This window comes from Pseudocitrobacter vendiensis (assembly GCF_943590815.1).
In the GTDB taxonomy this organism is placed as follows: Bacteria; Pseudomonadota; Gammaproteobacteria; order Enterobacterales; family Enterobacteriaceae; genus Pseudocitrobacter; species Pseudocitrobacter vendiensis.
The window spans coordinates 60,209-81,932 of record NZ_CALSBS010000015.1; the positions used below are offsets into that span (position 1 = coordinate 60,209).

The following is a 21,724-nucleotide window of genomic DNA, read 5'->3' on the forward strand; positions in this document are numbered from 1 at the left end:
CGCAACGAAAATTATCATTGCGCAAATTCGTTAACGTAACGTTTTGATCGCTGCGATCAAACGCTCGACGCCTTGCTCTAATTTGGAACGAGGGCAGCCGGCGTTAAGGCGAATAAAACCGTTACCTTCCTGTCCATAGGTATAGCCGGGCATGATCGCCACTTTTTGTTGTTTGATCAGCACATCCTGTAGCGCCTGGTCGTCAAGGTTTAATGGACGTAAATCGACCCATGCCAGATACGTGGACTCCGGCATCGCCCAGCTTAGCTCCGGGAATGCGGTATTCAGCGTCTTTGCGATGTAACGCATATTATCCTGTAAATAGCTGCGCAGAGCATCCAGCCACGGCTCGCCTTCGCGGTAGGCCGCGATGTGCGCCACCAGTGCCGGTACCGAAGGGGAAGAGAGGCCGTCGCGGCTTTTCAGTGCAAACAGATAATCGTTGCGCGCGGTTTCATCGGCTATCAAACCATAGGCCCCGGTAAAGGCCGGAATATTGAAGCTTTTTGAACCCGATGTGAACAGCGCCCATGGGCTTCGCGCCACGTCGCACCACGGAGTATGCTGGTGGTTGCCCCACACCATATCCATGTGGATTTCATCGCTAATGACCCGCACACCATGTTTCTCACACAGTTCAGCCATTGTGTTCAGTTCATCGCGCGTCCACACTTTCCCTGTAGGGTTATGCGGGCTGCACAGCAGCAGAATTTTGTTTTGTGACTGCGCCAGGGCCGCTTCCAGCTTTGCCATATCGCAGAACCACTGGTTATCGACTTTCTCCAGCGGTACGCCAACAATTGTTCGTTGATTACCGGAAATGGTTTTGAAGAAGGCGTCATACGCGGGTGTGTGTACCACAACGCCCTCACCAGGCGCGGACCACTGGCGAATCATCTCTGCCGCCATATAGATGACGGATGGCCCATAAACAATACTCTCCCGGTCGATCACGCTATGAAAACGGCGGGCGAACCAGTGCACGATGGCGGGGGGAAACTCATCGTTTTTCCAGCGACTGTAACCAAATACGCCGTGTGCCAGGCGTTGAGTCAGCGCATCAAGAATACAGGGGGCGGTGGCGAAATCCATATCGGAGATGGTGAACGGAAGGAGGTCGGCGTCACCAAAACGGTCGGCAACATAATCCCACTGGGTACACCATGTGCCATGCCGGTCTATCACCGTTGAGAAGTCAAACATGTGAAATCCTTAACTGTTAGCGAGGATGCTATTTTGCCCCTGCGAGCGGCAGGGGCAAAGGGCGTTTTATGCCTGAACGGTATTCATCAGCACCGCAATCTCATCTTTCACGGATTGCACCTGCGGCCCGATCACCACTTGCAGGTTATGCTGGTTAAGCTGTACGACACCAATCGCGCGGTTCGCTTTCAGCGCTTCAACATCGACTTTTGACATATCCTCGACGGACAAACGCAGGCGGGTGATGCAGTTATCAAGAGAGACAATGTTTTCAGACCCACCGAGTGCCGCAAGAATCGCCGGAGTGTTGTAACCGGATTTGCCGATAGTCCCGGTGACCGCTTTTTCGACGGCGCTGCTGCTTTCAATATCACGCCCCGGCGTTTTGATGTTAAAGCGGGTAATGGCGAAGCGGAAAATCGCGTAGTAGGCGACGAACCACACCGCAGCCACCACCGGTACCATATACCATTTGGTGGAGAGGCCGTGCAGAATACCGAAGACCACGAAGTCGATAACGTTGCCGTCAGTGTTGCCAATGGTGACGCCAAGAATCGCCATCATGGTGAAGCCCAGGCCAGTCAGCAGCGCGTGGATAACGTACAGCACCGGTGCGACGAACAGGAACAGGAATTCCAGTGGTTCAGTGGTGCCGCCCACGACGCAGGCAATGACGCCGGAAATCAACAGACCTTTAATTTTGTGACGGTTTTCCGGGCGAGCACAGTGGTACATCGCCAGTGCCGCACCCGGCAGGCCGCCGAGGAAGGCAGGCATTTTACCCTGCGACAGGAAGCGAGTGGCGCTTTCGGAGAAGCCGTGGGTATCCGGGCAGCTTAACTGTGCCTGGAAGATGGTCAATGCACCGCTGACAGAGTGACCGCAGACATCCATCGTGCCGCCAGCTTCGGTAAAGCGAATCAGCGCGACCAGAATGTGGTGCAGACCAAACGGCAGCAGTAGACGTTCGCCGGTACCAAAGATCATTGGGCCAAAGTCGCCCGCACTGTTGATAACGTGACCCAGCGCGTTGATACCCATCGCGAACACTGGCCAAATCAGCGGGATCACCAGGCCAACCAGCCCCAGGACGACGGTGGTGATAATTGGCACAAATCGGGTACCGCCAAAGAACGCCAGCGCATCCGGCAAGCGGATGGTGTGGAAACGTTCATGCAGCAGCCAGACGATGATCCCGGCGATCACTGCGCCAAGAATACCGGTGTCGATAGACTGAATACCCAGGATATTCTGGATGTTGTTGGCTTTCAGAACTGCGGCATCGGTGGTGGGAAGGATGCCTTTAGCCGTCAGCCAGAAGTTGACCGCCAGGTTCATGACCGCGTAGCCGACAAAACCGGCGAAGGCGGCAACGCCTTTGTTTTCACGCGCCAGCCCCAGCGGAATGGCGATACAGAACATCACCGGCAGGAAGCTAAACGCGAAAGAACCCACTTTGCTCATCCAAATAAAGAGCGCCTGCAGGAACGGGGTGTCGAGCCATGGCAAAAGCGTGAGGACGTCATGGCTGCTAAGGGAGCTGCCGATCCCCAGCATGATCCCACAGAAAGACAGCAGGGCGACAGGAAGCATGAATGTCTTGCCAAGCTGTTGAAAGAACTCCCACAATGTGACTTTTTGTGCTGCTCTGGTCGTCATCGAACGACTCCTTGTACAAAAAATGGGTTGAAGATGTTGTGGAGCGCAAGATAAAACGTTTTACCCAATTTTAGTGCGAGAGAAATCACATAATGAAATGATGATAACGTTTATAAAGTATCTTATTAGGTAAAACGTTTTATCGATCACTTAAAAGGAATCGCCAGTCCTTATGGCAATTGCAAAAAAAGTCACGATCAATGATGTCGCGCTGGCGGCTGGCGTATCGGTGAGTACGGTCTCACTGGTACTTAGCGGAAAAGGGCGGATCTCCAGCGCGACCGGTGAACGGGTATATCAGGCCATCGACCAGTTGGGCTTTGTGCGTAATCGTCAGGCGGTGTCTCTGCGCGGCGGGCAAACCGGCGTCATTGGGCTGATTGTCGGCTCGCTGTCGTCACCGTTTTATGCGGAGCTGACCGCCGGGCTGACGGCGTCGCTGGAATCACAAGGCAAAATGGTTTTTCTGACCCAAAGCGGCCGCAAAGGCGAGAACATGCTGGCGCGTTTTGATGCGCTGGTGGCGCAGGGCGTGGATGGCGTGGTGATTGCCGGGTCGGTGGATCAAGCCAGCGAGCTGCGCGAGAAAGCGGATGCGTCGAATATTCCACTGGTGTTCGCTTCTCGTGCGAGTTATCTCGATGAGGTGGATTTAATTCGCCCCGATAACATGCAGGCGGCGCAGGTGGTGACCGAAGATCTCATTCGCCGTGGGCATCAGCGTATTGCCTGGCTGGGTGGGCAGAGCGCGTCGTTAACGCGTGCCGAACGGGTGGGCGGCTATTGCTCAACGCTCATTAAGTACGGCCTGCCGTTTCACAGTGAATGGGTTGTTGAGTGCGAATCCAGCCAGAAGCAGGCGGCTGAAGCCATAACGTCGTTATTGCGCCATAACCCGACCATCACTGCGGTGCTGTGCTACAACAATGTGATCGCCATGGGGGCCTGGTTCGGCCTGATGCGCGGCGGGCGACAAAGTGGTGAAGGCAGCGTCGAGAGCTATTTTGACCAACGCGTTACACTTGCGGCGTTTGCCGAAGTGCCGGAAAGTGCGTTAGATGACGTGCCGCTAACCTGGGTGACTACCCCGGCGCGTGAGATGGGTGAAAGCGTGGCGGAGCGAATTTTACAGCGTATTGAGACCGGGCAGACGTCAACCCGCAATGTGATTATGCCGCCAAGGCTGGTGGCAAGAAAATAGTACGAAAATGCCTGATGCGCTGCGCTTATCAGGCCTACATGATTTCTGCAATGTATTGAATTTGCACTGTTTTGTAGGCCGGATAAGGCGTTTACGCCGCATCCGGCAAGAACAAAGTGCAAGCTGTTTACTGTGCCGGAGCCGGTTCACTCGGCGTGACTGGCGGCTGCGGTTCACTCTCCTGAATGGCTGGCGCCTGCAAACCAAACATTCCCGCAAAGTCGTCCAGCGGCATTTTATTGCCGTTCAGCGTCACCTGGCCGTTAGCGTACTGCAGGCTTGAGGTCACCTGGTTGTCATTCGTGGTGGTCAGACGGAACATCTGCCCCATCGCGGCAAAACCTTTCACCTGTTGGCTGGCCAGTTTCTCAGCTTCTTCCTGCTGATAACCTTCCAGCTTCGCAATCTGGGTCATAAATTCGGTCGCCATATCCATCGGGATAACCAGTTTGCCATCCAGCGATTTCACCAGTGTGTCCACTTGCTGCGCCAGCGTTTGCACCGGTTGTGTAGCCTGCGCGGGGTCTTTGAGCAGCAATGACAGATTCAGGCTGGTTTCACCTTTGGCGTTTTTCCAGCTCAGCGGCGCAACGGTAATGGACGGATCGCCTTTCAGCAGCAACGGAAGGGCACTGAAGAACGCTTCGGTAATTTTTTCCTGGTACAGTTCCGGGTTACTTTGCAGTTCTGGCTGAGCCAGCAGTGCCTGCGCCTGCGCATTATACTGTTGGCTGAACTGGTGCCACGCCTGACCATCGATATTGCCGACTTTCAGCGTCAGTTTGCCGCTCCCCATATCCTGACTTTGCAGCTTCAGGCTGTTAACGGCGTAATCGAGTTGGCTGTTCACTTTCTTGCCATCAGCAGAAAGGTCGGATTTGCCATCCAGCGTCATACCTTCCAGAACGGTCAGCTCTTTACCTTCTACAGAAACCGCCACTTTATCGAGGCTGATTTTCTGGTTGCCAATGCGCTCGTCGAAGCTCGCCAGTTTGCTGCTGCCTTCGGTTTTCAGGTTGTTAAAGGTGAGTTGAACCTTCTGATTATATTCGTTGACTGCATTGACGAGGCCGCTTTCGGCTTCGCCGGTAAGCGACACAACGTTACCTTCACGGTCTGCTGAAAGCTCAAAATCACCACCGCTGAAGGCCACTTTTTCAGCGTCTTTTTCATAGTTCAGCGGTTTGAGATTGATAGCTGAGTGGGTATCTCCGCCGTAACTGATACGGGTATCTACCACAAACGGCGTTTCACCTTTGGCGATATCAAACAACGGTTTGGTCACGTCATTGTTCACCAGAGTGGTATTCACCGAGGCCATAGACGGAACGAGATTAAATCGTTTTAACGCTGCCAGCGGGAACGGGCCGTGGTCAACATCTTCGTTAAACACGACACTTTGGCCCGGTTTGAGCAGGGCTTTATCTGCGCCGGCAATCGGCTTAACCACCATTTTCAGTTGGCTGCTAAAGATGCCGCGCTGGTAATCCTGATAGCTCAGCTCCAGGCCTGCTTCCGGTGCGGTACGTTTCAGTTGGGCATTAGCCTGCGCCACCATGTCCGCAAAACGACTTTCCAGCTGTTTCCCGGTGTACCAGGCCCCACCTGTCCAGATAACCCCTAACGCAACCACAACCCCAACAGCGACCAGCGATTTTTTCATAGTATTTATCCATAAAATGAAACCGGGCGAAATCATATCGCCCGGTTATGTCATAAGGCTGTGTTTAAGATTAGCAAGCCCACGCTAAAACTTCAGTATTTACTTCAGCTTATTATAGACCCGCGCCAGTTTGCCGTTGCCGCTCACCTGAACCGGTGATTCTGCCGCGCTGATAAACGCGGATTCGCCTGGCTTCAGGGTGAGGGATTCTTCGCCTTTACTCAGGACAGCTTCACCTTCCAGGCAGAACAGGATCGCGGCGCTCTGCTGGGCGATAGCCGTTGGCTGCGTGCTGAGATCGTGCAACGAAAATGCAAAGTCATCGACCGGGATCGGGAAGTCCAGTTCCGGACCATTTTTCACCGGTTGGGTGAGCAGCTCCGCCGCCGGTTTGGCCTCAAACTTCACGTTTGCCACCAGTTCCGGAATATCAATGTATTTCGGCGTCAGCCCGGCGCGCAGCACGTTATCGGAGTTGGCCATTACTTCCAGCGCGGTACCCTGAAGGTAGGCGTGCGGCGTTTCGGCAAACAGGAACATCGCTTCGCCCGGCTTGAGTTTCACCACATTCAGCAGCAGGGGTGAGAACAAGCCACTGTCGTCCGGGTAAAATTCTGAAATGACGCGGATGGTCTGCCACGGCTCGCCTTGCTGGCTCGCCAGCGCGGAGCGCAGGATTGCCAGTGCGCGTGTTTTCTCTTCGCCCTGCATATTCAGCAGGCTGGCGAAAAGGGCGCTCAGACGCTCGCCGCTTGGCTGTTCGAGGAAATGGGCAATGGCGGTATGCGCCCCGGCGACGGGTTGCAACAGTGAAACAATCTCGCTGAATTCGCGAAACGCGTTCATCGCCAGGAAAGGCGTCAGGGCAAAGACCAGCTCCGGCTTATGGTTCGGATCTTTGTAGTTACGTTCAGGCGCATCCATGGCGATACCCGCTGCATTCTCTTTGGCAAAGCCAATTTCCGAGGCGCGTTTATTCGGATGTACCTGAATCGAAAGCGGCTGCGCGGCGCACAGCACCTTAAACAAGAACGGCAGCTCGCCAAAACGATCGGCGACCTTCTGGCCTAAAAGCGTGGCTTTGTCGGCGTCAATCACGTCGCGCAGTGAACGTACGGTTCCCTGATTATCGGTGATTTTTGAGCTGCTCTTAGGATGTGCGCCCATCCAGAGTTCTGCCATGGGCAGATTGTCCGGGTTGGCGATGCCGTAGAGTTCCGTTAACGCACTTTTACTGCCCCAGGCATAGTTTTGCACTGAGTTGATGAGTTTTTGCATTATCAAGCCCTGTATCAATGTGGATTCTTTGGCGGTATTAAAGCAATAAATGCGCTATGGCGTCACCGGAAAAATAAAAAGTCGTACTAGTCTCAGTTTTTGTTAAAAAATTGTGTACGATAAGGTGACTCGCTTTTGAGCCGGGCAAATGGATATGTGCTCTGCATGTTTGCCCTACGAAAACATCACCTGAAGCAGTAAGTGAGAATACAATGTCGAATAAACCTTTTTACTATCAGGATCCTTTTCCACTGAAAAAGGATGAAACCGAGTATTACCTCCTCAGTTCCGATTACGTTAGCGTGGAAGAGTTTGCCGGCCAGGAAGTGCTGAAAGTTGACCCGCAAGCCCTGACGCTCCTCGCCAAACACGCTTTCCACGATGCCTCTTTCATGCTCCGTCCTGCGCACCAACAGCAGGTTGCCGATATCCTCAGCGACCCGGAAGCCAGCGGAAATGACAAGTACGTTGCGCTTCAGTTCCTGCGTAACTCTGATATCGCCGCTAAAGGCATTCTGCCAACCTGTCAGGACACCGGCACGGCGATTATTGTCGGGAAAAAAGGCCAACGCGTGTGGACCGGCGGCGGTGATGAAGCGGCGCTGTCGCGCGGGGTGTATGACACCTTTATTGAAGATAACCTGCGCTACTCGCAAAACGCCCCGCTGGACATGTACAAAGAAGTGAACACAGGGACCAACCTGCCGGCGCAGATCGATCTCTACAGCGTCGATGGCGATGAATACAAGTTCCTGTGCGTGGCGAAGGGCGGCGGTTCCGCTAACAAAACCTATCTTTACCAGGAAACCAAAGCGCTGATCACCCCGGCGAAACTGAAAAATTATCTGGTTGAGAAAATGCGTACCCTGGGTACGGCGGCCTGTCCGCCGTATCACATTGCGTTCGTCATTGGCGGTACTTCTGCCGAAACGACGCTGAAAACCGTGAAAATGGCCTCGACCAAATATTACGATGGCCTGCCGACGGAGGGGAACGAGCACGGCCAGGCGTTCCGCGATATCGAACTCGAAAAAGAGTTGCTGATTGAAGCGCAAAACCTTGGCCTGGGTGCGCAGTTTGGTGGCAAATACTTTGCTCACGACATCCGCGTGATCCGTCTGCCACGTCACGGCGCATCCTGCCCGGTGGGTATGGGCGTCTCCTGTTCGGCTGACCGTAACATCAAGGCCAAAATTAACCGTGACGGGATCTGGATTGAAAAACTGGAGAGCAATCCAGGGAAGTACATTCCGGAATCGCTGCGTAAAGCGGGCGAGGGCGAAGCGGTAAAAGTTGACCTGAATCGCCCGATGAGCGAAATCCTCAAGCAACTGTCGCAATATCCGGTTTCCACGCGTTTGTCGCTTTCCGGCACCATTATCGTAGGGCGCGATATCGCGCACGCGAAACTGAAAGAGCGCATGGACAGCGGTGAAGGCCTGCCGCAGTACATTAAAGATCATCCGATTTACTACGCTGGCCCGGCAAAAACGCCGGAGGGTTATGCCTCGGGTTCACTTGGCCCGACCACCGCAGGGCGTATGGATTCCTACGTTGACCAACTCCAGTCGCACGGCGGCAGCATGATCATGCTGGCAAAAGGCAACCGTAGCCAGCAGGTCACGGACGCGTGCCACAAGCACGGCGGTTTCTACCTGGGCAGCATCGGCGGCCCGGCGGCGGTGCTGGCGCAAAGCAGCATCAAGAGCCTGGAATGTGTGGAATATCCTGAACTGGGGATGGAAGCCATCTGGAAAATTGAAGTTGAAGACTTCCCGGCATTCATCCTTGTCGATGATAAGGGAAATGATTTCTTCCAGCAGATTCAGGCCTCACAATGCACCCGCTGCGTGAAATGAGTTAGCCGCCCTACGGGGCGGTGAAGCTGATGGCAAACGCAATATTGCCTGATGCGCTACGCTTATCAGGCCTACAGGTTTTCTGCAATCTGTTAAATTTGCATAATTTTGTAGGCCGGATAAGGCGTTTGCGCCGCATCCGGCAAAACAACGCGCACGTTGTCAGCAATCTGATCGCCACACGAGGCGGTTCTTTACCATCAAAGACGTAAAACCTTCCATAATTAAAACCTGGTTTGCATGAGCAATGTCACTTCACAATCACTTTGTAATCAAGGAGAAAGTAATGACAACGACACGCCGCGAGAATGATTCAATGGGCCCCATTGATGTGCCTGCTGATAAACTGTGGGGCGCACAAACCCAACGATCGCTGGAGCATTTTCGCATCTCTACGGAGAAAATGCCGGTCTCGCTGATCTCCGCTCTGGCGCTCACCAAGCGTGCAGCGGCGAAGGTAAACCAGGATTTAGGCCTGCTGTCGGCGGATAAAGCAGAGGCCATTATCCGCGCGGCGGATGAAGTGCTGGCAGGCAAGCATGTTGATGAATTTCCGCTGGCTATCTGGCAAACCGGTTCTGGTACGCAGACCAACATGAACATGAATGAGGTACTGGCTAACCGCGCGAGCGAACTGCTGGGCGGCGTGCGTGGTATGGAGCGTAAAGTTCATCCTAACGACGATGTAAACAAAAGCCAGAGCTCAAACGATGTATTCCCGACGGCAATGCATGTCGCGGCGCTGATTGGCTTGCGTGAACATCTGATCCCACAACTCAATGCGCTAAAAGAAACGCTGAAGCAGAAATCAGATGCCTTCCAGGATATCGTCAAAATTGGCCGTACCCATCTACAGGACGCCACGCCGTTAACGCTGGGACAAGAATTCTCAGGCTGGGTGGCAATGCTGGAACATAATCTGAAGCATATTGAGCTCAGCCTGGCGCACGTCAGCGAGCTGGCGCTGGGGGGTACGGCGGTCGGTACCGGGCTGAATACGCATCCCGAATATGCGGTACGCGTGGCGAAAGAACTGGCGGAGTTTACCCATCAGCCGTTTATCACTGCGCCCAATAAATTCGAAGCGCTCGCCACCTGTGATGCACTGGTTCACGCCCATGGCGCGTTGAAAGGCTTAGCGGCGTCGCTGATGAAAATCGCCAACGATGTACGCTGGCTGGCGTCTGGCCCGCGCTGCGGTATCGGTGAAATTGCTATTCCGGAGAATGAGCCTGGTTCTTCCATCATGCCGGGTAAAGTCAACCCGACTCAGTGTGAAGCGATGACTATGCTGTGCTGTCAGGTGATGGGCAACGATGTCGCCATCAACTTGGGCGGGGCATCGGGCAACTTTGAACTGAACGTCTATCGTCCAATGATCATTCATAATTTCCTGCAATCTATTCGCTTGCTGGCAGACGGCATGGAAAGCTTTAACGAGCACTGTGCGGTGGGCATTGAACCAAATCGCGAGCGTATTAATCAGTTGCTCAATGAATCGCTGATGCTGGTTACCGCGCTCAATACGCATATTGGCTATGACAAAGCCGCTGAGATCGCCAAGAAAGCGCATAAGGAGGGGCTCACGCTCAAAGCCTCCGCGCTGTCATTGGGTTACCTCACGGAAGCCGAGTTTGACAACTGGGTTCGCCCTGAAGCCATGGTTGGCAGCATGTCTGCGAAAGCTTAATCGGTCGCCAGCCACAGGTGCAGCCGAGGTATAATCAACTGCAGCGGCTGCGCCTGCGGTTTATGGCGATACTGTACGTTATCTGCATCATAGTTTAGCAACTCGCCTAAATCGGGCACGCTGACGGCACCTTGCCCGGAAACCAACGCAATCAGCGGTGCAGGGCAGGCATACTGCACCTGTTTTTGATCTCCCGCGTACCACACGCGGGCAATCGGTTGTACCTTCACTGGGCGTTTAATTTTGAGCCGTGCCTTTTGTGGCAGCGCCGCCACGTCCTGATACTCCCGCTCCAGCTTCGCCTGCCACTGTTCGCGCGTCCACGGCGGGACGGCGCGCGGCGATTGTAGGCTTTTTTCCAGCTGAGCCAGCACCTCATCGCGGGTTAAATTCTTGATGATATGTTTATTTGCCCAGCCGAATCGTATGGTGCTGGGGTCATCAAGCAAAGTCAGCGTGCGGTAGGCATTGAGGGTGATAAGCCCCGGTAGATGACGATGTACCCAGTCAAAGCGGGCGACAGAAGGGAGTCCGGAATCCACGGTTATGATCTTCTCAAACGCGGCTTTAAGGGCATTCACGCGCAAAATTCGCTCGCGCAGTGCTTCATGTTGTGACGTTGTCACGTGAAGGCAAATGGCACCCGGAAGCCGCACGGCGGCCTTACTGCTGCGGGTTTCCGACTGCTGCTGGATAAACATGTGCCCAAAGTGCGACAGCGCCATGGCCAGCGCCGTTTTACCAATATGCTGCACGACCTGAATTTCCGAAAGCGGGGCGTGCTCGTCCTGTTTACGGACCTCCGGCAGTTCAAAAATGCGGGCGGCCAGCAAACGGCATTCGGCGAGTTGTTCGCGCACTGCGATCAATTCACGCTCAAGCTGACGAAATGTGCTGGTCAGCCGTTCAACAAGATCATAGTCAGCCATTTTACCACCTTAGTTACAACATACTTTTTGATTTTAGCACTATAGCCGGGTATCAGGCTCCGTGCAAATCAGCGTCAGGCAGCGGGGGGAAAGGTGATGTGATGATAAACGGGCCAATGAAAGCTGAAGTTCGCGCCGCCCAGTTCGCTCGCGTCGCAGCGAACCTCACCGCCCATTGCCACCGCAATGGAGTGCACAATTGCCAGACCTAAACCGCAGCCGCCGGTGGCACGATCGCGGCTGGGGTCAAGGCGGACAAACGGCTCAAAAACACGTTCCCGTTCTGAGGGGGCGATACCGGGGCCATCATCTTCTACGCGTAAACAGGCACGGCTGCCCTCAAGCATCAGGCTGATGTGAATCTGCTTCTTGCTGTAACGCAGGGCATTGTTGATCAGATTATCCAGCACGCGCTCCACCAGGCGCATATCCAGTGCGCCATAGTCACCGGGCATCAGTTGCTTCACCGAAAGTGTACGCTCGGGCGTGACAGCCTGAACATCTTCTACATGCGATGCAATCCATACGGGCAGGTTAGGCGTGGTGAGAGACAGCTCGGTTTGTGGGCGGTCCAGGCGGGCGTAGGTCAGCAGTTCTTCAATCAGCGCTTCCAGTTGGCTAATATCGCGATTCAGCGCCTGAGATTCACTTGCGCTCAGGTTCTCACTCATCTCCAGACGATAACGCAACCGTACCAGCGGCGTACGCAGTTCGTGGGCGATCCCGTCGATAAGCTGTTTCTTACTGGCAATCAGCGCGTTGATATTATCAGCCATCTGGTTAAAGGCCACGCCTAAGCGCTCAAAGCTCGACGTACTGTCAAAATGGATGCGTTCGCCAAGATGGCCCTCGCCAAAACGCTGTGCGGCGCTCTCGAGGCGCAACATATCCTGCCAGTGCGGGCGCATCCAAATAAATACCGGGAAGGCCAGTGAGATGGCAATAAACGCCATTAGCGCCACATCGAACAGCCGCATCTCATGCAGAAAATAGAGATAGGGCACCGGGCCGACCGCCAACACATAATGGCTGCGAGGAATACGTTGAATGAAGGTGTACTGATCGTCGAGCGCGACGATATCGCCTTCGCGCAGGTGTTTCATCGATACTTCAGCGAGGTGGAATTTATTCAGTGGCTCAATGCGCAAATCAAAAGAGAGGTTAAGATCCAGCTCTTTTAACGTTTTACTCCAGTCACGCGGCGGGATTTCGCGCAGTTCGCTACGCATCAGATAAAGCGAGCTTTTCATCAAATCGTCCAGCGATTGTCGGCCTGCACGTTCCGCAGTGAATTTATACACCAGCCCAACCAGCATGGTCATCACCAGAAAGCAGACAAACAGTAGAAGGTAAAACTGCACGAACAGTTTTTTCACGATCGGTTATCCCAGGCGTGTGGGGCAAACAAATAGCCTTTATTGCGGACCGTTTTAATCCGATAAGGTTCTGTCGCGCTATCCAGCAACTTTTTACGCAGCCGTGAAATCGCCACGTCAACGCTGCGGTCCATGCCATCGTAGCTGACCCCACGCAGGTTTTTCAGCAGCGCGTCGCGGTCCATAATTTGCCCCGCATGTGTCGCAAGCTCCCACAGCAGGTCAAAATCGGCAGTAGAAAGCGCAATGGATTCACCACTCAGTTCGACCTGACGGTTAACCGGGTCGATGGACAACGTGCCAAAGCTCATCGCTTTATGCGCCGTCATGGCGGGTTGTGGGGCAATTCCGGCAGCGGAAGGCGCATGCTGGCGCAGATGCAGACGTACGCGAGCGAGCAACACGGCGGGCGGGGTCGTTTTCAGAATGTAATCGCTGGCACCCATTTCAAGCGCCAGAATGTGGTTCATATCGCTGTCGAGCGAGGTGAGCAAAACGATCGGGCCCAGATACTGACCGCGCAGGTCACGGCAAAGCGTCATGCCATCTTTACCGGGTAGCATAATATCCAACAGAACGAGATCGGGTTGCTCTCGGGCAATGGCTGCTTCGGCAGTATCGCCGCGCGGTTCGACCACAACATCCATATCGTGCTTTGCCAGATACGCGGCGATCAGGGCGCCAACGTCTGGATCATCCTCTACGAAAACGATCTTGTTCATGTGCTCAGATGTGCTTAAAAGAATTAACATACACCCGCAGTGCGTAGCCTTCCATTAATCATTCATAAACAACATAAATTCAGCTATGCTGCGAACACATCTTGTTGGTTGGCTGAAGAAAAATGGCACTGCTGATTAAGGCGCTGTTGGGGGCGCTGGTTGTCTTGCTGATAGGGATTTTGGCAAAAACAAAAAATTACTACATTGCCGGGTTAATCCCGCTGTTTCCTACCTTTGCGATGATCGCGCACTACATTGTCGCCACCGAGCGCGGCACAGAAGCGCTGCGCGCCACCATTGTTTTCGGCATGTGGTCAATCATTCCTTACTTTATCTATTTGCTGTCGCTGTGGTATTTCACCGGTTTTATGCGACTGCCCCTGGCGCTCGCCGGGGCGGTGGTGTGCTGGAGCCTGAGCGCCTGGCTGTTAATTTTGGTCTGGAGCCGCTTCCATTAAGCAAGCGGCCGACCGCCGTCGACGGCAAAGGTGCGCCCGGTCACGTAGCAACTGGTTAGCAGGTAATCGACCAAATCGATTATCTCTTTCTCGCCAGGGGCGATTTTCATCAGAGATTTATTCAGTGCCTGCTGGCGATACGCTGCGTCGTCGGTTTCATTAAACAGGATCAGCGACGGCGCGATGGCATTCACTTTGACTTCCGGCGCCAGTTTTTTGGCAAACGAACGGGTCATATTGTCGAGCGCCGCTTTGCTGGCAGCGTAAGCGATATGCTTATCGCTGCCGCGTTCCACCACGTAATCGGTAAAGTGAATAATATCGCTGGCGGCGTGCCCATGACCACGCAGCAGGCTTTCCAGCGCATGGTTCAGCAGATAAGGGGCATTAACGTGTACCTGCATCATGGCGTGCATCACGTCGCTTAGTGGCTGGCGAGGGCTTTCGGGTACCCATGCGCTGGCGTTGTGAATCACCGCGCGCAGGCCGCGACAGTTTTTTTTGACCTCTTCGGCAAAAGCGATAATACCGCCATCGGTCGAAAAATCAGCCTGGATACACTGCGCGCCGGCTTTCTCCAGCACATCAATGGCAGGAAGGTGGGTTCGGTAGCTGACAATCACCGGTTGCTGCTGATTGAGCAAATGGTGGGCCAGCGCCAGGCCGATGCGACGGCCTGCGCCGGTAATGAGAATGGGGCGCGAAAGCGTCTCTCCCATCGTCGTCTCCTTATCGTTTAACGATGAGGTACGTCGTTTACCCCACCAATAACCATGTCGCCGGGATAGCGGCAATCAGTAATAAGCCAATCAATGCCAGTTCGCGACGTTTCAACAGCACATTATCGACATGGGTGCGGCGTGCGTAGATAAATACCAGCAACCCCGGCGCGTAGAGCACAACGGATAACAGCAGATGCATCGGCCCTGAAGCATACAGTAACCATAAGCCATAAATGCACGCGCCGATACCCACGGCTTTATGCAGCGGTCGGGTGGCAATTTTCAGCAGAAACGCGCCAACGAGGAAATAGGGTACCAGAATCATCTCGGAGGCGATGGTCAGCAGTGTATTGTAATCAGAGCCTGTCAGCCAGATCAGCACCAGGCTGACCTGCACGCTGATGTTGGTCAGCCAAAGTGATGCCGACGGCGCATTGTTGGCGTTCTGACGGGCAAACACGCGCGGGAAAGCTTTGTGCGTCGCGGCCAGCAGCGGCACCTCCGCCGCCATAATCGTCCAGCTCAGATAAGCGCCGCAAACGGAAACAATCAACCCGGCGGCGATGACGATTTCGCCCCATGAGCCCATCATTTTTACCATCAACCCCGCCATCGATGGGTTACGCATCTCGGCCAGTTCCGGGCGCGCAACCACGCCCAGCGACAGCAGCGTCACCAGCAGATAAACCCCGAGAGCGGAAAGGACCGCCAGTAGCGTGGCGCGACCCACATCCTTTTTGTTACGCGCGCGCGCAGAAACCACCACTGCGCCTTCCACGCCGATGAACACCCACAGGGTGATGAGCATGGTATTTTTCACCTGCTCCCACACCGGTACGCCCAGCTCCACGCCGGTAAAATCAAGGGTGAACGTGTCCATTTTGAAGGCTATAGCGGCGAGAACGATAAATAGCCCGAGCGGTACCAGTTTTGCCAGCGTCGCGACAAGATTAATGCCCGCCGCCGTTTGTACGCCGCGCAATACCAGGAAGTGAACGATCCACAGCAGAACCGAGGCACCGACGATTGATTGCCAGGTATTGCCGTCACCAAAGAGGCGAAGTTCAGGGGTATCGGTAAAGAAACTCAGCGCAGAGAAGACGATAACCAGATAAGAGACGTTAGCGATGACCGCACACAGCCAGTAACCCCATGCAGAGCAAAAACCAATCAGTTCACCGAAGCCTTCGCGGGCGTAGGTAAAAATGCCGCCATCCAGGTCAGGGCGAATACGGGTCAGAATTAACATCGCAATCGCCAGAAACAGGATCCCAACGCCGGTAATGGCCCAGCCAATAAGCAGCGCAACCGGACTGGCGACGCCCGCCATATTCTGTGGAAGGCTGAAAACACCCGCGCCGAGCATGGAGCTTAAAACGAGGGCGGTCAGGGCGCTAAGGCCGAGTTTCTTTTCCATGAGGATCCTGTTGTAAACGACATCAAAGCAGAATATTTATTTGGCGAAATCGCATAAACATGGAAGATTGCGCCAGGCGCGGGATTTTACGGAGTGTGGGGAATGCATGCAATGAGTTCAGACGTAAAAGCGTAAAAAAGGCGGCAAGCGCCGCCTTTCTGCACAACCAGGTTTATTTGTAGAGGTCGGCGCTGATGGTGACGTTACCACCACGTTCCTGCCACTGACGCGTAATATGGTAGTACTTCGCGCCTTTTTTGGCTGCGCGTTTGGCAACCTGATAGGAGACTTCAGACATGTTGCCGTAGTTGCCGGTAAACTTCACGCTATCGAACGGAATCATCTGCGCGGCCGTGATTTTATTCAGCTCTTCAATTTTAGTGCCATCCGGCAGCGTGACAGTGTAACGTCCACCTTTTGATGACTGGGTTTCGAAGAAGCGGCCTACGCCGGTACCTGCGCCCACGGAAGCAGAGGTTGCCACGCCTGGAATTTCCACCGTTTTGGCTTCTTCACCGCCTTTAGCCAGTTTTTCACGCCCGGCTTCAGAATCAGCCGGGATGGCATCCGGGCTTTGCAAAACGCGTTTCTTCGCATCTTCTTTATAGATGAATGCGGTGATGCGCTGGTTGCCGCCCTGGTTGGCATCAACCTGACGCACGATATAGAAGGAATACGCCCCTTTGGCTTTCGCCGCTTTGGTGATGGCGTCGTTCACTTCCGGCTGGCTGCGATAGAAGCCCTGAATAGTGACGGTATCGTACGGTTCGAGGGTGACGGCCTGATCTTTTGGTAGTTCCATCACACCGTTAATGATGCGATTTTTCGGGGCATCGGCTTTGGCGGCATCGTCTTTATAGAGATCTGCCGTCACACGCAAATTCCCCCCATTACCGTAGTCTGAGGTATCGACCACATAAAAAGAGGCTGCGCCTTCTTTATCTGCTTTACGGGAAACAGCCTGAACGGCATCGCCAATGGCATTAAAGCGGCCGGTAACCACGACACGGTCGTAAGGTTTCAGTGCGGCTGCTTGCTCCGGCGTCAATTCTGTCGCTGCGTGAGCGGACACAGCCGCGGCAGACAACAGAGCGGACACGAGGAGAGTGTTCTTAAGCTTCATAAAAATAATCCTTCGCCTTGCGCAAACCAGGTACTGGTGTTGTTGTTGACTGAAAACCCGATGATTATTGCATTTAATTCGACTCACTGTCTGCGTGATTTTTCACATCAGTCGTAAAGCGGATAACGGATTTGCATAACTTTTTGCGATATGTTGAAAAAACAAGCTGTTGACCGGAAAAGCGGGTCATCGATATCACTTTTTCAAGTTAATATATTGTTAAATCGCTTCATCATTGTGGCGAAAAATCATGTTTTGCCGCTTCGCTTAAGCGAATTATCAGGCCTGGCTATCAATTTCAGGTAAATATCCCTGACCTGCGTATGCAAAGTAATTTTTCCTGCATAAAATCAAAAATAGTGTTTTCAGGTTGTAGATCACAACGGGTATTTTCAGTAGGTTATAGAAAGTTTGTTACTGTTTTATTTTTGGGTTGGTGAACCACTGTATGTTTATTGCGCCAGTGGTTCTGGCCTGGTATGACGGCAAACCATCATTAAAAACCGATGGAAGGGAAAACTATGCGTATTGGTGTACCAAAAGAGAGGTGGCCCCAGGAGACGCGAGTGGCGGCAACACCGAAAACGGTGGAACAACTGCTAAAACTTGGCTTCAGCGTGGCGGTGGAAAGCGGCGCGGGTAAACTGGCGAGTTTTGAGGACGATGCGTTTACTCAGGCGGGCGCGGAAATTGTCGACGGTGATAACGTCTGGCATGCCGACGTTATTCTGAAAGTCAACGCGCCGCTGGAAGAAGAAATTGCGCTGCTTAATCCTGGCACGACGCTGATTAGCTTTATCTGGCCGGCACAGAATCCGGAATTAATGGAAAAACTGGCCGCCCGCAGTATTAACGTGATGGCGATGGACTCCGTGCCACGTATTTCGCGCGCGCAGTCGCTGGATGCCCTGAGCTCGATGGCGAATATCGCCGGGTATCGCGCGATTGTCGAAGCTGCGCACGAATTCGGTCGTTTCTTTACCGGGCAAATCACCGCTGCAGGTAAAGTACCACCGGCAAAAGTGATGGTGATTGGTGCAGGCGTCGCGGGTCTGGCGGCAATTGGCGCAGCCAACAGCCTTGGCGCGATTGTGCGCGCCTTCGATACTCGTCCTGAAGTGAAAGAACAGGTGCAGAGTATGGGCGCAGAGTTCCTTGAGCTCGACTTCAAAGAAGAAGCGGGCAGCGGGGATGGCTACGCCAAAGTGATGTCTGAAGCGTTTATCAAAGCGGAAATGGCGCTCTTCGCCGCACAGGCGAAAGAAGTCGATATTATTGTCACCACCGCATTGATTCCAGGCAAACCGGCACCCAAGCTCATCACTCGTGAAATGGTTGACTCCATGACGCCGGGTAGCGTGATTGTTGACCTTGCGGCGCAAAATGGCGGTAACTGCGAATATACGATCGCGAATCAAGTGGTGACCACTGCAGGCGGCGTAAAAGTCATTGGCTATACCGATCTGCCAGGCCGTCTGCCGACGCAATCGTCTCAGCTTTACGGAACTAACCTGCTGAACTTGTTGAAACTGCTGTGCAAAGAGAAAGATGGTTCCATTACCATCGATTTCGAAGACGTTGTCGTGCGTGGCGTGACGGTGATACGCGAAGGTGAAGTTACCTGGCCTGCGCCGCCGATTACGGTGTCTGCTCAGCCTCAGGCCGCCACGAAAACCGTGGAAGCGCCAAAAGAGCCGGAAAAACCTGTCTCCCCGTGGCGAAAATACGCCCTGATTGCCCTTGCGATTATTCTGTTTGGCTGGCTGGCCAACGTCGCGCCAAAAGAGTTCCTCGGCCACTTTACCGTCTTTGCGCTCTCCTGCGTGGTGGGTTACTACGTGGTGTGGAACGTCTCGCATGCGCTGCATACGCCACTGATGTCGGTGACGAACGCCATCTCGGGGATTATCGTTGTCGGCGCGTTGCTGCAAATTGGCGACGGTGGTTGGGTAAGCTTCCTGAGCTTTATCGCGGTGCTGATCGCCAGCATTAATATTTTTGGTGGATTCACCGTCACTCAGCGCATGCTGAAAATGTTCCGGAAGAACTAAGGGGTAACACATGTCTGGAGGATTAGTTACTGCTGCATACATTGTTGCCGCAATCCTGTTTATTTGCAGTCTTGCCGGGCTTTCAAAGCACGAGACATCCAAACAGGGAAACACGTTTGGTATCACGGGGATGGCGATTGCGTTGATCGCCACTATCTTCGGGCCGGACACACACAATGTGGTGTGGATTATTATCGCGATGGCGATCGGCGGGGCGATTGGTATCCGTCTGGCGAAGAAAGTCGAAATGACCGAAATGCCAGAGCTGGTGGCGATTCTGCACAGCTTCGTAGGTCTGGCTGCGGTACTGGTGGGCTTTAACAGCTACCTGCATCACGATGCCGGTCAGGAACAGATTCTGGTGAACATTCACCTGACGGAGGTGTTCCTGGGGATCTTTATCGGTGCGGTAACGTTCACCGGTTCGGTGGTCGCTTACGGTAAACTGTGCGGCAAAATCTCGTCTAAACCGTTGATGTTACCGAATCGCCATAAGCTGAATCTGGCGGCACTGGTGGTCTCCTTCCTGCTGCTGGTAGTCTTTGTTCGCACGGAAAGCGTCGGCCTTCAGGGGCTGGTGCTGGTTATCATGACCGCTATCGCGCTGGCTTTTGGCTGGCATCTGGTGGCGTCCATCGGCGGGGCGGATATGCCGGTTGTGGTGTCGATGCTGAACTCCTATTCCGGTTGGGCGGCAGCGGCGGCGGGCTTCATGCTCAGCAACGACCTGCTTATCGTTACCGGCGCGCTGGTCGGTTCTTCCGGTGCGATTCTGTCGTACATCATGTGTAAAGCGATGAACCGATCGTTCTTTAGCGTGATTGCAGGCGGTTTCGGCTCCGACGGGTCTTCTACCGGTGGCGACGAAGAGATGGGTGAATACCGTGAAATTAACGCGGAAGAGACGGCTGACATGCTGAAGAATTCGCATTCAGTTATCATCACCCCGGGCTATGGTATGGCAGTGGCGCAGGCGCAATATCCGGTGGCGGAAATTACCGAAAAACTGCGTGCGCGCGGGATCAAGGTTCGTTTTGGTATTCACCCGGTTGCCGGCCGTTTACCTGGTCACATGAACGTCCTGCTGGCGGAAGCCAAAGTGCCGTATGACATCGTGCTGGAAATGGACGAAATCAACGACGACTTCAGTGACACTGACACCGTGCTGGTCATCGGCGCTAACGACACCGTTAACCCGGCGGCGCAGGACGATCCGAAGAGTCCAATCGCGGGCATGCCAGTTCTGGAAGTCTGGAAGGCGCAGAATGTTATCGTCTTCAAACGCTCTATGAACACCGGTTATGCAGGCGTACAGAACCCGCTGTTCTTTAAAGAGAACACGCACATGCTGTTTGGTGATGCGAAAGCCAGCGTCGATGCGATTCTGAAATCTCTGTAAATATCATCTCTGGTAAGCCGTCCCTTACGGGGGTAATGCTGGTCAGTTAAGGGTCGATTCACTTTTCAGAGCATCTTCCCGTTGCGCTCCTGTCTGGCTCCATGCCATATAAATCGTGCAGGCGCAGGGAGCACGCAGGGGGCGGCCAATCGCCGCCGCCCCCTGCACCCCCGGGCTTTGGCGGAAAAATCGCCGCTTCGCGGTTCCCTCAGCTTATCCCTTACGGCTTTCGGGGCGGGCGCGAGGTAACATCCCTGTAAAGCCGCGCCCTCAGCCCACATCCATGTGGGCTGCCCCGGCCTTCAGGGAACGCTTCGGCGATTTTGACGCCACCAACGGCGGTGCGGCCTTTAAGTTAACAGCAAAAACCAATGTATCTGAAACCGACGAGTCCCCGCTGGAAATCGGCGAGCCGGAGAATGGAAGACAAGGTCAGTCCGCCATGGATGGCGGACTGAGGCGAACCGAGACAGGACGTCGAGTTTCGCCGTGCCGCAGGCTGGAGTTCGGAGGAGAGCGTAGTGCGAAGCACCGATTTCCCCGCGGGGCCGCGGGGATTGCGAAGGGGGTCGCGGTTGACCCCCTTTGCCCGTTCACTGATGCTGATGTTACATGTAGCGCAAAACGTAAAGTGAACGGAACTTTACGCTTAACTGACCAGCATTATCCCTTACGGGGGACGGTTTTTTTGCTCAGGATTGCTTTTGGTCAAAAAACAGACACTGCAATGTGATATACTTCACAGGTTCATTCAAAAACAGAGGCTTCTATGGATACCGAATTGACCCCCGCACAGTTGGCTATTGAATATCTTCGTCGTGATACCGCTGTGCTCACGCCCGCGCAATACCTCAAAAAACTGAAACAGCTGGAATTAGAATTTGCCGACCTGATGGCGCTTTCTTCCCTCGAGCTGAAAGAAGAGATCGACCTTGCCTGGCGTTACGGTATTCATTAATGCAGCGTAACTGCAA

Annotated in this window: 17 protein-coding genes; 7 read left to right on the forward strand and 10 right to left on the reverse strand. The window is 54.0% G+C overall.

Annotated elements, in window-relative coordinates; translation table 11 throughout:
• Positions 1-30 precede the first annotated feature (30 nt).
• Both NMC31_RS15980 and malX read right to left on the reverse strand, forming a co-directional pair.
• Entirely contained in the window at positions 31-1,203 is a 1,173-nt protein-coding gene (locus NMC31_RS15980) for a MalY/PatB family protein (RefSeq protein WP_253898452.1), read from the reverse strand.
• 66 nt (positions 1,204-1,269) lie between these two features.
• The gene (malX, locus tag NMC31_RS15985; protein WP_149462606.1) at positions 1,270-2,862 is read right to left on the reverse strand and encodes a maltose/glucose-specific PTS transporter subunit IIBC; all 1,593 of its coding nucleotides are present in this window, start codon (positions 2,860-2,862) and stop codon (positions 1,270-1,272) included.
• 172 nt (positions 2,863-3,034) lie between these two features.
• On the opposite strand from malX, the gene NMC31_RS15990 reads away from it, so the two are divergent.
• Positions 3,035-4,063 carry a Mal regulon transcriptional regulator MalI gene (locus NMC31_RS15990; protein WP_253898453.1) on the forward strand — a complete coding sequence of 343 codons (1,029 nt, stop codon included), beginning with the start codon at positions 3,035-3,037 and terminating at the stop codon, positions 4,061-4,063.
• 127 nt (positions 4,064-4,190) lie between these two features.
• Here NMC31_RS15990 and NMC31_RS15995 read toward each other — a convergent pair whose 3' ends face one another.
• A complete protein-coding gene (locus tag NMC31_RS15995; RefSeq protein WP_253898454.1) occupies positions 4,191-5,726 on the reverse strand; it encodes a YdgA family protein in 1,536 nt (511 codons plus the stop codon).
• Between the two features lie 99 nt (positions 5,727-5,825).
• A complete protein-coding gene (gene manA / locus NMC31_RS16000; protein WP_253898455.1) occupies positions 5,826-7,004 on the reverse strand; it encodes a mannose-6-phosphate isomerase in 1,179 nt (392 codons plus the stop codon).
• 212 nt (positions 7,005-7,216) lie between these two features.
• On the opposite strand from manA, the gene fumA reads away from it, so the two are divergent.
• Both fumA and fumC read left to right on the forward strand, forming a co-directional pair.
• Positions 7,217-8,863: a class I fumarate hydratase FumA gene (fumA, locus tag NMC31_RS16005; protein WP_253898456.1), complete on the forward strand. Its 1,647-nt coding sequence runs from the start codon at positions 7,217-7,219 to the stop codon at positions 8,861-8,863.
• Between the two features lie 286 nt (positions 8,864-9,149).
• Positions 9,150-10,553, forward strand: coding sequence for a class II fumarate hydratase (gene fumC, locus NMC31_RS16010; protein WP_253898457.1), 1,404 nt, complete (start codon positions 9,150-9,152; stop codon positions 10,551-10,553).
• Here the strand turns inward: fumC and tus are convergent.
• From tus to rstA, 3 genes are all read right to left on the reverse strand, one after another.
• Complete coding sequence (gene tus / locus NMC31_RS16015; protein WP_253898458.1) at positions 10,550-11,482, reverse strand: DNA replication terminus site-binding protein; 933 nt, start codon at positions 11,480-11,482, stop codon at positions 10,550-10,552. The two genes, fumC and tus, sit on opposite strands and share 4 nt — an antisense overlap.
• Positions 11,483-11,556: 74 nt before the next feature.
• A complete protein-coding gene (gene rstB / locus NMC31_RS16020) occupies positions 11,557-12,858 on the reverse strand; it encodes a two-component system sensor histidine kinase RstB (protein WP_253898459.1) in 1,302 nt (433 codons plus the stop codon).
• On the reverse strand, positions 12,855-13,580 hold the full coding sequence (gene rstA / locus NMC31_RS16025) for a two-component system response regulator RstA (protein WP_253898460.1): 726 nt from the start codon (positions 13,578-13,580) through the stop codon (positions 12,855-12,857). The genes rstB and rstA overlap by 4 nt, the downstream gene beginning before the upstream one ends.
• A 122-nt stretch (positions 13,581-13,702) precedes the next feature.
• On the opposite strand from rstA, the gene NMC31_RS16030 reads away from it, so the two are divergent.
• Entirely contained in the window at positions 13,703-14,038 is a 336-nt protein-coding gene (locus NMC31_RS16030) for a GlpM family protein (RefSeq protein WP_149462597.1), read from the forward strand.
• Here the strand turns inward: NMC31_RS16030 and folM are convergent.
• From folM to ydgH, 3 genes are all read right to left on the reverse strand, one after another.
• Positions 14,035-14,757: a dihydromonapterin reductase gene (folM, locus tag NMC31_RS16035; protein ID WP_253898461.1), complete on the reverse strand. Its 723-nt coding sequence runs from the start codon at positions 14,755-14,757 to the stop codon at positions 14,035-14,037. The genes NMC31_RS16030 and folM overlap by 4 nt on opposite strands.
• Before the next feature lie 37 nt (positions 14,758-14,794).
• A complete protein-coding gene (locus tag NMC31_RS16040) occupies positions 14,795-16,177 on the reverse strand; it encodes an amino acid permease (protein WP_253898462.1) in 1,383 nt (460 codons plus the stop codon).
• Positions 16,178-16,349: 172 nt separating this feature from the next.
• Positions 16,350-17,300, reverse strand: coding sequence for a DUF1471 family protein YdgH (gene ydgH / locus NMC31_RS16045; RefSeq protein ID WP_149462594.1), 951 nt, complete (start codon positions 17,298-17,300; stop codon positions 16,350-16,352).
• A gap of 521 nt (positions 17,301-17,821) precedes the next feature.
• On the opposite strand from ydgH, the gene pntA reads away from it, so the two are divergent.
• The 3 genes from pntA (at position 17,822) to NMC31_RS16065 (ending at position 21,708) form a co-directional block, all read left to right on the forward strand.
• The gene (pntA, locus tag NMC31_RS16055; RefSeq protein WP_253898463.1) at positions 17,822-19,351 is read left to right on the forward strand and encodes a Re/Si-specific NAD(P)(+) transhydrogenase subunit alpha; all 1,530 of its coding nucleotides are present in this window, start codon (positions 17,822-17,824) and stop codon (positions 19,349-19,351) included.
• A 10-nt stretch (positions 19,352-19,361) separates the two neighbouring features.
• Entirely contained in the window at positions 19,362-20,750 is a 1,389-nt protein-coding gene (pntB, locus tag NMC31_RS16060) for a Re/Si-specific NAD(P)(+) transhydrogenase subunit beta (protein ID WP_253898464.1), read from the forward strand.
• A 769-nt stretch (positions 20,751-21,519) separates the two neighbouring features.
• Positions 21,520-21,708 (forward strand): YdiH family protein, encoded by a 189-nt coding sequence (locus tag NMC31_RS16065; RefSeq protein WP_149462591.1) that lies wholly within the window; start codon positions 21,520-21,522, stop codon positions 21,706-21,708.
• Positions 21,709-21,724: the final 16 nt, after the last annotated feature.